Consider the following 10791-nt stretch of genomic DNA (forward strand, 5'->3'; position numbering starts at 1 on the left):
GCCGTAGCCGGGGCGCCTCTGCGCGGTGCGGTGGTGCTTCCTACTTCTGCGCGGGTGTCATGGCGTCGTGTTCAGGCCTGCGGGCTTCGACCTCGGGACGTCGCTGGGCTTTGGCCATCTTGGCCAGCCAACTCGTCGCCTCCGAGCGGACCTTCGCCAGCTCGTCGTCGCGTGCCTGTTGCTCGTTCATCGGCCACTCCCTGCATTCGGGAAATCGCTTCGATGGGAGCACTACCGGGCGTGTGCCCGCTAGGGCCGCCATGCTTGTGGGTGAACCTGGTTGACAGCATCGCTTGTGGACACGTTCCGCGCACGTCGTGCGTCAGTACCCCAGGTAGCCGCCGCCCAGGTTCATGTTCACGAGCCCGGGGTGGTTCTGGAAGCCGCCGTAGCGCGCGTAGGTGTAGCGGACGCCCGCGATGATGTTGTCGACCGGCGCCAGGATGTTGTCGTACCCCGGCAGCTTGTAGGCGCGGAACGTCGGGTCGATGCACTGCATGAGGCCCTTGGACGGCGTGCCGCGCATGGCGTTGGAGTCCCAGTTGTTGACGGCGTTGGGGTTGCCGTTCGACTCCTTGATGATGATCGTGTAGATCTCGTCCATGCTGCTGTTGTCGATGGCCGTGCCGTTGGCCTGCAGCACCTTGATGGCTTCCTTGATCCAGCCCTCGACCTCGCGCTGCTTCGCGGGCTTGCGCATCTCGATCTGACGCTCGGCCTCGGCCTTGGCGGCGGCCTCGCGCTCGGCGTGGGCGTTCGCGGCGAGCTTCGTGGCCTGCTCGAACGTCTGCTGCGCGTACATCTGCTGGAACTGCAGGAGCCTGCCGACCTGGTTGCCCGGGTTGACGTCGTGCACCGTCTGGATCGCCTGCGGCTGCTGCGTGTCCGGGAGAACACCCAGCTCCGCGGCGCCCGCGGCCAGCTCGGTGGCGCCACCGCTGGTGGCGGCGTTCGCGATGGCGGCGGTACCGGCGGCCACACCCGCGGCGACGACGATGGCGGACACGCGGTGCGCGAGCGGGACCTTGTCGTCCTCCGCGCGGTGCGCGCCGATCTTCAGTTCTGCGTTGGGCACGACCGTGTACACGGTGCGACCGGCGGCCTTGCTGTGCCGGGCCAAGGGGGAGCCTCCTGCGTCGGGGAGCTTGGCCACCGGACTCTCCCGGCGGGGGATTCCGGGCGGGACGTTGGACCCTACGAGCTGCGGTTCCTTGTCCTGCCGGTGACCAAACCGTTATCGGCGGGCGAGAACGTAACCTCGCGTCACGAGTCCGGGCAAGCTTGAGGGCCCGCCGGGTGACTCTCGTCACGTTTTCGGGAAGCCTGGCGACGGCTCACTAACAGACAGTCAGTGATCTGCTCTGAAGAGTGAATCCGTCACGCTTGGTGGTGGGGGTCAGGGTGATGCGTCGCTGACCTGCGGGGGCTTGATCGCCGGACAGCGTTTGTTCGGGGTCTGATGAGGTGTACGGAGAGAGTGCCTCCGCGGTTCACACGAAGTTGAGCATCATCGGAAGAGAGCGCTCACATCGATGGGCCGAGACGGCCGCCAGAAGACGTCGACCTCGAGCCAGCGCGAGGTGGCCTCCGCGAAGTGGTCTTTGAGCGCCTCCAGGCACGGCATCGCACCCTTCAGCACCTCCACCGGCTTCCCGGCGAGAGCCGCGTAGTTGTCGTAGGCGCGCAGTCGGGGATCGAGGGCTACGACGAGTCGCTCGGGATCGACGGCGATCAATCCCTTGTCGAACAGCATGTGGATGTCGGCCCGCAGCATCGCGCCCTCTTCCGGCACGTGCCGCCCGTGCTCGGCGAACGCCCTCAGGTGGGCGGCCTCGAGCGCTTCCTCCGGCGCGGGTCCCGTGATGAGGCAGGCCGGGCCGTACCGCTCCAGCAGGGCCTTGCGGAACTCGGGTTGGCCGATCCGCACCAGCCCGGATCGCCTGGTGCGACCACCGACGATGGGCTTGGACGGAGCTGGTGCCGACCTGTCGACCGGGTCGGGCGGAAGGGGCATCCCCACGTCGGTGAGGAGTGCCTCGAGACCCTCGATGTCGAGCTTTCTGATGGCGTTCTGCTTCGACTTGGTGAGCGCGAGGTCGTCGAGCTGTTGAGCCGTCAACGCGAGGCTCAGGCGCTGCCAGGTTCCCTGGTAGACCGCAGTGAACCGGGTGACTTCTTCCCACCGCTCGTCCGCCGCGTCGAACGGCTGCATGCAGTCCTCACGCCGGCACATGTACTTCGGGGTGGCGTTCTTCCGCTCGTTGAAGCGCATTCGGCCGCAGTGCGGACAGCGCAACCGCTTCTTGAGGAACTTCTCCTCGACCTGGATGTCCTCGATCTTGGCCACCCCGAGCGATCCCCTGTTGGTGCGCAGCACCACAAGATCACCCGTCGCCACGCTGAGGTGGTTCGGCACGCCGGTGTCATAGCGGTAGTACGAGTCGACGACGTCGTCATACCCCTCATTGCCAGCGAACCTCCGCTCGCCTTCTGCAACGAGGAACGACCATGCCTGCATCCGCCACCGCCTCCATTCACCGACCTCCAGCGTTGTTCACCATCGCCCATCGGTGCTGCGGAGTTACGGCCGACGTCGTTGCTCCAGCGCCTTGAGCACCCAGTCCGGGCTGTCGCCGGGGCTGTCGTTGAACGCCAGCGCGGCGTCCGGCTGGTGCCAGTGCACGAGGTTGACCACGACCTGGAAGAGCTCCAGGAGCCCCGGCCCCTTCCTGATCCCGCCGCCCACGACCACGCAGTCGTACCTCTTCGCCCGCAGCCGTTCGACGAGCTTGGCCTGAGCGCGGCCGTCGAGCTCGGCGAAGTCGATGAGGACGAGGTCCTCGGCGAGGCCAAGCTCGGCGAAGGCCCTGCTGCCCTGCTCGATGGCGGCCGCGACGGGCGCCGGGTCGAAGCCGGGGATGCTGTGCGGGTCGAAGCCGATCACGAGGATGTCGGGCACGCGGCCGAGGCTAGACCTGGTTGGCGGGTGCGACAGGCCGAACGCGTCCGCCGGTCGGGCTCCTCTCGCGCTAGCCGGTCGGACGCCTCCAGAGGAACCGCTCCACCCGGCGGCCGGCCTGCAGCAGTTCGTTGACGAGTTCGTGCTCACGAAGGCGCTCGCGCACCACCATGATCGGGTCGGGCCTCGGCTCGTGCCGAGGCGCATCGCCGGAGTTGGTGGTCGTGACGTCGGACTGCTGCGAGTCCGGGTCGTGGTTCCGGACCGCCTCCGGAGCCCGGTCCGGGCTCTCTGGGCGCAGTTCCTCGCGCGGTGCCGGCTCCCCCGCAAGGCCGTCGAGCCGGGCGGCCTCCGCCTCCAGAGCGCGGGCCAGCCGCTCCGCTGTCGCGTCGTGCAGCGCGTTCAGCCGGCGGAGCTCGTCCGGGTTGTTCCGGTAGTCCTCCCATAGGTGCGGGAGCTGGTGCAAGAACCGGTTGTACCCGTCGACCTGGTCGGTGACGCCGCCGTGGACGCCGAGCACGGCCTGCCACTGCTCGGCCAGCTCGTCCCGGCGGGCCGTGTAGCCGTCCCGCGCGGCACCAGACCAGTGGGTGGGGTCGATGCCGCGAACCCTGTCGGCGCCGTCCTCCAGCGGGGTGCGCTGGGCGGAGTTCGTCTCCGACAGGATCCGGAGCCAGCCCGGGTGGCCGGGTGGGTGCTCCAAGGCCTCCTGCTCGGCGGCGTCACCGGGCACGTCCGGCTCGCCCGGCAGAGAGGACGAGTCGTCGTCTCCTTCGTCGTGGGTCAAAGCGCCTCACCCGCCCCCAGCTCTCTCAGTCGCAGGACGAGGTCCTCGTCCGCGGCGCGGTAGCCGTCGGCCGAGGCGCGCAACGACGCCGCGATGTGCTCGGCTCGGTCGCACAGCCGTTCCATCGCCGCGCGCAGGCTCGTCTGGTACACGACGACCGCAGCGCGCACCGGGTCGCTGCCCGGCCAGCGTTCGGTGTCGATGTCGAACTTCCATGCGACGTGGCCGCGGACATCCTCGGCCACGCGGACGAACTTGCGGGCCACCACCTCGATCTCGTCGAGGTCCACGGAGAACTCGTTCACGTCAGGCCTCCTCGGTCTGCAACCGGCGGCAGATGCGCGCGATGTCGAACGGGCTCAAGTTGAAGTACGACTGGTCACTCGCCGTCGGGTCGACCGCCAGACCGATCCCGGCGTGCTCGGCCAGCCGTTCGACGACCTCGCGTCCGGTCGCCTCGACGAACCCCCGGTTCGCACCCGCGTACCCCTCGAACTGCTCGATCGTCGTGAACACCGGCAACCGCTCACATTCGTCCTTTCTCAGGGTGACGACATGTCCGCTGTCGCTGACCTCGAAGAACACCGACGACTCCAGCAACTTCCTCTCCGTCTTCTCCGGCAGCGCGCCGTTCAAGATGCGGAACTCCTCCTTGAGAGAAGGCGACGGCAGCAATGGCAGGACATCCCCGTCACCGCTCGTCACGTACTTCTGCTCTTCAGCCGCGATGCGTTCCACCTCGTCCGCAGGTGCGGGCCGAGCCGTTCCCGATCGCCAGTGACCGCAGATCCGCTTCGAGTAAATGGAAGGCAGCTTGTTGGCCGTGTTCTCGCGGAACCCCCGAACTCCAGGCGAAAGTTCCTCCAGGAACCTCAGCCGGCCACCGAGGTCGAGACCGTTGAGCCGCGGATCCCGCGGGAGGTTGTAGGCGTACGTAAGCACCTTCCGCTTGGCCGGGTCGTGCGTCGCTCTCTCGATCGCCGCCCCCACCTGCCACAAAAGCTTGGCCAGCACGACGAGACGCTCGTCGTCGCGTCCGATGTGGAGCAGGCCCGCGAGCGGCGTCTCGCGGATGTCGGCGATGTCCGGCCTGCGCACGCCCAGCCCTTTGTGCAGGGATGATTCGTCGGGAAGAGGCATCAGGAACTCCTCGGCGAACACACAAAGGTCGATGTAGACCTCGAATATTAGCCGATCTCCGCGAGCAACACCCCTCGACACCTATTCCACTCCACCAGTCCCCGAAAAAAGCAGACAGAACGATGACAGGGCACCGCAGACTTGCCGCAGACTTGCCGACCACGCGAAAATTTGCTGAACTCATGCCGCACAAGAACAGCAATTTTCAAAATTGCTGTTCACTTGCAGATTTTTCGGTGGACGACTCCAGAAAAGGGCCGCTTAAATCGATTAACAGGAACCGGAGGAACAACCGCCGAGGAGATGCCGGTGAAGACACCACAAGACCCAGCGACGTGGCCGGCACTGGTCCACCGACTGACGAACACGTGGCACGCCCTGCTGAGGCTGCTGGTCGCCCTGGCCGTCATCACAGCCGTTCTGGCGATCACGTGGTACCTGCTCCGCCTCAGCTCCGTCCACATAGGGCCGGTCGAGATCCACCAGCACCAGCAGCAGCAAATCGCTTGACCCGCGGCGGGCTCGGCCCAGCGCCGACACGCACAACGCCCCTGGCGATGGACAGTCGCCAGGGGCGTTCACATTTTCCGATGCCGACGTCGTTGGCGGCGGCCGGAGATGGCTGTATTGGCGAGGTCTAGCCGCGCAGTTCCATCGTGCAGCACTTCGGACCGCCGCCCGAAGCACGCAACTCCGAGATGTCCACGAACACGGGCTCGAACCCGCGCCGAGCCACCTGCTCAGCCAGATGAGTCGCCTCCACGGGCATGACGACGTGCAACCCGTCGGACACAGCGTTCAACCCAAGACACACGGCATCGTCCGCGTTGGCGATCACCGCGTCCGGGAACAGGCGGCGCAGCACGGCCTGCGAACCGGGCGAGAAAGCCTCCGGGTAGTAAGCGACCAGAGGAGACGGGGACTGGTCGTCGAGCATGAACAGCGCCACGTCCAGGTGGTAGAAGCGCGGGTCGACGAGTTGCAGCGACACCACGGGGACGCCCAAGACCTCCTGGGCCTCCGCGTGTGCGAGAGGGTCCGTGCGGAAGCCCGTGCCGGCCAGCAGCAGGGAGCCGGTCCAGGTGAAGTCGCCCTCGGCCTCGTTCACGGCGGTGGGCATGACGACGGAGTTGTAGCCGGAGCTCAGGAACCAGCGGCGGAAGTGGTCGGCCTCGGCGGCGCGTTGCGGGGCGCGGAAGCGGGAGCCCAGGACCCGGCCGTCGATCACCGTGCCGCTGTTGGCCGAGAAGACCATGTCGGGCAGGCCGGGGACCGGGTCGATGACCTGGACCTCGTGGCCCAGGCGCTCGTAGGTCTCCTTCAGGGCCGTCCACTGCTCCACGGCCAGGGAGGTGCTGGTGGGGCGGGTCGGATCCATCCACGGGTTGATGGCGTACTCCACCGTGAAGTACGTCGGCGGGCACATGAGGTACCGACGGGTGGTCGGCATGCGCGTCGGCGCGAGGGGCGTGGCGATGTCCAGGGTGATCGGCTCGCCTGGCCCGGAGATGGATACCGTCATGGATCGAAATGTAAATCCCCGGCTGACCATCGAACAACGCCGCGACATTGCGTGATCTGGGGCAGAATGTTGCGTGTGGACAGCATCGACCAGCGAATCATTTCGTGCCTCATGGCCAACGCCCGGTCCAGCTACGCGGAGATCGGCAAGGAGGTCGGGCTCAGCGCTCCCGCGGTGAAGCGGCGGGTGGACAAGCTGCTGGACAACGGCGTGCTGCGCGGGTTCACGGCGGTGGTCGACCCCGAGGCGCTGGGGTGGGGCACGGAGGCGTTCGTCGAGGTGCACTGCAAGGGGAACGTGGCGCCGCACGACATCCAGCACCGGCTGGAGCCGATGGCCGAGGTCAGCGCCGCCTACACGGTGTCGGGGGCGGCGGACGCGATCGTGCACCTGCGGGCCGCGGACATCCACCACCTCGAGACCGCGCTGGAACGGCTGCGGGCCGTCGAGATCATCGACCGGACCGTGTCGACGGTCGTGCTGTCCCGGCTGCTGGACCGGCCGCCGGCACCCTAGGGTTCGGCGCATGGCCGAAGTCCTGCTGGAGTTCCGCGACGCCGTCGCCGTCATCACGATCAACGATCCGGAGCGGCGCAACGCGTTGACGATCGACCTGTCGCACGAGCTGGCCGACAAGGTCGCGGAGGCGGAGCTGCGCGCCAACGCCCTCGTCGTCACCGGTGCGCCGCCCGCGTTCTGCGCGGGCGCGGACCTCACGCAGCTCGGCAACTCCAAGGACGAGGGCCTCAAGAAGATCTACCTGGGCTTCCTGGCGGTGGCGAACGCCACCATCCCCACGATCGCCGCCGTCAACGGGGCCGCGGTCGGGGCCGGGCTCAACCTCGCGCTGGCGGCCGACGTGCGGGTCGCGGGGCCCAGGGCCCGGTTCGACGCGCGGTTCCTGCAGCTCGGGATCCACCCCGGCGGTGGCATGACGTGGATGCTGCAGCGGATCGCCGGGCCGCAGGTGGCCATGGCCATGACGCTGCTCGGTCAGATCCTCGACGCCGACCAGGCCGTGGCGCACGGGCTCGCCTACGCGAAGGCCGAGGACCCGCTGGCGGCGGCCCTGGAGCTGGCCGGGCACTGCGCCGAGGCGCCCGGTGCACTCGTGCGCACGATCAAGGCGACCATGCGCGCCACCGGTGTGATGGACGACCACGCGCAGGCCGTCGAGGCGGAACTGCGGCCACAGGTCGCTTCGATCGACACTCCAGAGTTCGCTGCGAGGCTTGCCGCGATGAAGGCTCGGATCAGCGGACGGTAAGTGTTACCTTGGGTAACAGGTATCGAGGGTGACGTCGGCCGCACTCGGGTATCCGCTGGTAGTGCCGTGCTCACCGTCGAGTTGGGGACCCGTTGCGGCAGATGGGACAGTTCGTCTCGCCTGGTGGTACACGGCCCGTCTCGCAGGCGGTCCTGGCGACTACCCTCGCGGTGGGGCACAGCCACCCTTGGAGAGAGGTATCGGCGTAGGAATGAGCACTGAGACCCGCAAGCTGGATCGCGTCGTGATCCGCTTCGCCGGCGACTCCGGTGACGGCATGCAGCTCACCGGAGACCGGTTCACGTCGGAAGCGGCGGCGTTCGGCAACGACCTCGCCACGCAGCCCAACTTCCCCGCCGAGATCCGCGCGCCACAGGGCACCCTGCCCGGCGTTTCGTCTTTCCAGCTGCACTTCGCCGACTACGACATCCTGACGCCGGGCGACCGGCCGGACGTGCTCGTGGCGATGAACCCCGCCGCGCTCAAGGCGAACGTGGGCGAACTGCCCGACGGCGGCATCCTCATCGTCAACACCGACGAGTTCTCGAAGCGGAACCTGACGAAGGTCGGCTACGACTCGAACCCGCTGGAAGACGACTCGCTCGAGAAGTTCCAGGTGCACAAGATCGCCATGGCGACCTTGACCATCGGCGCGCTCGAGGAGACCGGACTCGGCAAGAAGGACGCGGAGCGCGCGAAGAACATGTTCGCGCTCGGCCTGCTGTCGTGGATGTACCACCGGCCCACCGAGGGCACGGAACGGTTCCTGCGCGAGAAGTTCGCGAAGAAGCCCGACATCGCCGAGGCCAACGTGCTGGCGTTCCGCGCCGGCTGGAACTACGGCGAGACGACCGAGGCCTTCGCCGTCACCTACGAGGTGGCGCCGGCGAAGCTGAACGTCGGCACGTACCGCCAGATCACCGGCAACACGGCCACGGCGTACGGCATCGTCGCGGCGGCGCAGCGCTCCGGCCTGCCCGTCGTGCTCGGCACGTACCCGATCACGCCGGCGTCGGACATCCTGCACGAGCTGAGCAAGCACAAGAACTTCGACATCACCACGGTGCAGGCCGAGGACGAGATCGCGGGCATCGGCATCGCCCTCGGCGCGTCCTACGGCGGCGCGCTCGGTGTCACGTCGACGTCGGGGCCCGGCATCGCGCTGAAGTCCGAGACCATCGGCCTCGCGGTGATGACCGAGCTGCCGCTGCTGGTGATCGACGTGCAGCGCGGCGGCCCGTCCACCGGTCTGCCGACGAAGACCGAGCAGGCCGACCTGCTGCAGGCCATGTACGGCCGCAACGGCGAGTCGCCGGTGCCGATCGTGGCGCCGCAGTCGCCGTCCGACTGCTTCGACGCCGTGCTCGACGCGTGCCGGATCGCGCTCGTGTACCGCACGCCGGTGCTGTTCCTGTCCGACGGCGCGATCGCGAACGGCTCCGAGCCGTGGATGATCCCGGACGTCGACTCGCTGCCGGACCTGTCCGTCGAGTTCGCGACGGACCCGGAGACGTTCCAGCCGTACTCGCGCGACCCCGAGACGCTCGCGCGTCCGTGGGCCGTGCCGGGCACGCCCGGGCTGCAGCACCGCATCGGCGGTCTGGAGAAGCAGGACGTCACCGGCAACATCTCGTACGACCCGGAGAACCACGACAAGATGGTTCGCCTGCGCCAGGCCAAGATCGACGGCATCGAGGTGCCCGACGTCGAGGTCGAGGACCCGGACGGCAACGCCAAGGTCCTCGTCGTCGGCTGGGGCTCGTCGTACGGCCCGATCGGCGCCGCGGCGCGCCGGGTCCGCAAGCTCGGCCTGCCGGTCGCGCACGCGCACCTGCGGCACCTCAACCCGTTCCCCAAGAACCTGGGCGAGGTGCTCGGCCGGTACGAGAAGGTGATCGTGCCGGAAATGAACCTGGGTCAGCTGGCGTTGCTGCTGAGGGCGAAGTACCTGGTGGACGCGGTGTCGTACACCAAGGTGCAGGGCCTTCCCTTCAAGGCGGAGGAGCTGCAGGACGTGCTCGCTGACGTGATCAAGGGGGTGTCGGCGTGACTGCCATCGACCTCGGGATCCCCGGCCTGACCGGAGTTCCGACCACCGACGAGAAGCAGACGGCCAGGGACTACAAGTCGGACCAGGAGGTCCGCTGGTGCCCCGGCTGCGGCGACTACATCGTGCTCAACACCATGCAGTCGTTCCTGCCGTCGCTGGGTCTCAAGCGCGAGAACATCGTGTTCGTGTCGGGCATCGGGTGCTCGTCCCGCTTCCCGTACTACATGAACACCTACGGCATGCACTCCATCCACGGGCGTGCACCGGCCATCGCCACGGGTCTCGCCGTGTCGCGGCCGGACCTGAGCGTGTGGGTGGTGACCGGTGACGGCGACGCGCTGTCGATCGGCGGCAACCACCTGATCCACACGCTGCGGCGCAACGTGAACCTCAAGATCCTGCTGTTCAACAACAGGATCTACGGCCTCACCAAGGGTCAGTACTCGCCGACCTCGGAGCCGGGCAAGGTCACCAAGTCGACGCCCGCCGGCTCGCTCGACCACCCGTTCAACCCGGTGTCGCTGGCACTGGGCGCGGAGGCCTCCTTCGTGGGCAGGGCGCTCGACTCGGACAAGGCCGGGCTCACCTCCGTGCTGCGCCAGGCGGCCGAGCACCGCGGGTCGGCGCTCGTGGAGATCTACCAGAACTGCCCGATCTTCAACGACGGCGCGTTCGACGTGCTGAAGGACGCGGACGAGGCACAGCGGCGGATCATCAACGTCGTCGACGGCGAGCCGATCCGGTTCGGCCGCGAGGGCGAGTACTGCGTGGTGCGCGAGGGCTTCGGCCTCTCGGTCGCGAAGTCGGCGGACGTCGACCCGAGCGACGTCGTGGTGCACGACGCGTCGGACCTGAACCTGTCGTTCGCGCTCTCACGGCTGTCGACGCAGGACCTCACGCACACCGTCACCGGTGTGTTCCGGCGCGCGGACCGGCCGACGTACGACGACAGCGCGCGGGCCCAGGTCACCGAGGCCAAGGCCTCGAAGTCCGCGGACCTCCGCAAGCTGTTGCACGGCAAGGACACCTGGACCGTGGTCGGCTAGACCCCGGATGCGGGAAAGGC

The 10791-nt window shown here is 67.9% G+C and carries 12 protein-coding genes and 1 pseudogene; 5 read left to right on the top strand and 8 right to left on the bottom strand.

The window, feature by feature from the left end; translation table 11 throughout:
- Positions 1-40: 40 nt before the first annotated feature.
- From ACFWGZ_RS34370 to ACFWGZ_RS34400, 7 genes and pseudogenes are all read right to left on the bottom strand, one after another.
- Positions 41-190, bottom strand: a complete 150-nt coding sequence (locus tag ACFWGZ_RS34370; RefSeq protein WP_382455755.1) for a hypothetical protein — start codon at positions 188-190, stop codon at positions 41-43.
- Between the two features lie 132 nt (positions 191-322).
- A pseudogene (locus tag ACFWGZ_RS34375) lies at positions 323-673 on the bottom strand (transglycosylase SLT domain-containing protein); the annotation flags it as partial.
- A gap of 834 nt (positions 674-1507) precedes the next feature.
- On the bottom strand, positions 1508-2416 hold the full coding sequence (locus ACFWGZ_RS34380; protein ID WP_382455756.1) for an HNH endonuclease: 909 nt from the start codon (positions 2414-2416) through the stop codon (positions 1508-1510).
- A 165-nt stretch (positions 2417-2581) separates the two neighbouring features.
- Positions 2582-2959, bottom strand: coding sequence for a hypothetical protein (locus ACFWGZ_RS34385; protein WP_382455757.1), 378 nt, complete (start codon positions 2957-2959; stop codon positions 2582-2584).
- 70 nt (positions 2960-3029) lie between these two features.
- Entirely contained in the window at positions 3030-3746 is a 717-nt protein-coding gene (locus tag ACFWGZ_RS34390) for a hypothetical protein (protein ID WP_382455758.1), read from the bottom strand.
- Positions 3743-4051 (bottom strand): WXG100 family type VII secretion target, encoded by a 309-nt coding sequence (locus tag ACFWGZ_RS34395; protein WP_382455759.1) that lies wholly within the window; start codon positions 4049-4051, stop codon positions 3743-3745. Before ACFWGZ_RS34395 ends, ACFWGZ_RS34390 begins: the two co-directional genes overlap by 4 nt.
- 1 nt (position 4052) lies before the next feature.
- Entirely contained in the window at positions 4053-4967 is a 915-nt protein-coding gene (locus ACFWGZ_RS34400; protein WP_382455760.1) for a hypothetical protein, read from the bottom strand.
- Between the two features lie 228 nt (positions 4968-5195).
- On the opposite strand from ACFWGZ_RS34400, the gene ACFWGZ_RS34405 reads away from it, so the two are divergent.
- Entirely contained in the window at positions 5196-5396 is a 201-nt protein-coding gene (locus tag ACFWGZ_RS34405; protein ID WP_382455761.1) for a hypothetical protein, read from the top strand.
- Positions 5397-5523: 127 nt separating this feature from the next.
- Here the strand turns inward: ACFWGZ_RS34405 and ddaH are convergent, their stop codons facing one another.
- The gene (ddaH, locus tag ACFWGZ_RS34410; protein ID WP_382455765.1) at positions 5524-6336 is read right to left on the bottom strand and encodes a dimethylargininase; all 813 of its coding nucleotides are present in this window, start codon (positions 6334-6336) and stop codon (positions 5524-5526) included.
- Between the two features lie 147 nt (positions 6337-6483).
- Between ddaH and ACFWGZ_RS34415 the strand changes: the two genes are divergently transcribed.
- The 4 genes from ACFWGZ_RS34415 (at position 6484) to ACFWGZ_RS34430 (ending at position 10771) form a co-directional block, all read left to right on the top strand.
- A complete protein-coding gene (locus ACFWGZ_RS34415; protein WP_089948968.1) occupies positions 6484-6924 on the top strand; it encodes an Lrp/AsnC family transcriptional regulator in 441 nt (146 codons plus the stop codon).
- Between the two features lie 10 nt (positions 6925-6934).
- Positions 6935-7675, top strand: a complete 741-nt coding sequence (locus ACFWGZ_RS34420) for an enoyl-CoA hydratase (protein ID WP_382455762.1) — start codon at positions 6935-6937, stop codon at positions 7673-7675.
- Positions 7676-7886: 211 nt separating this feature from the next.
- Entirely contained in the window at positions 7887-9725 is a 1839-nt protein-coding gene (locus ACFWGZ_RS34425) for a 2-oxoacid:acceptor oxidoreductase subunit alpha (RefSeq protein ID WP_382455763.1), read from the top strand.
- Complete coding sequence (locus tag ACFWGZ_RS34430) at positions 9722-10771, top strand: 2-oxoacid:ferredoxin oxidoreductase subunit beta (RefSeq protein ID WP_382455764.1); 1050 nt, start codon at positions 9722-9724, stop codon at positions 10769-10771. The genes ACFWGZ_RS34425 and ACFWGZ_RS34430 overlap by 4 nt, the downstream gene beginning before the upstream one ends.
- The last annotated feature ends 20 nt before the right edge of the window (positions 10772-10791 follow it).

The organism is Lentzea sp. NPDC060358 (assembly GCF_042725365.1).
Classification (GTDB): Bacteria; Actinomycetota; Actinomycetes; order Mycobacteriales; family Pseudonocardiaceae; genus Lentzea.

Bases quoted from the DNA above. Each gene is read 5' to 3' on its own strand.
- ACFWGZ_RS34370 (WP_382455755.1), bottom strand. From the start codon at position 190: ATGAACGAGCAACAGGCACGCGACGACGAGCTGGCGAAGGTCCGCTCG.
- ddaH (WP_382455765.1), bottom strand. From the start codon at position 6,336: ATGCCGACCACCCGTCGGTACCTCATGTGCCCGCCGACGTACTTCACG.
- ACFWGZ_RS34420 (WP_382455762.1), top strand. From the start codon at position 6,935: ATGGCCGAAGTCCTGCTGGAGTTCCGCGACGCCGTCGCCGTCATCACG.
- ACFWGZ_RS34425 (WP_382455763.1), top strand. From the start codon at position 7,887: ATGAGCACTGAGACCCGCAAGCTGGATCGCGTCGTGATCCGCTTCGCC.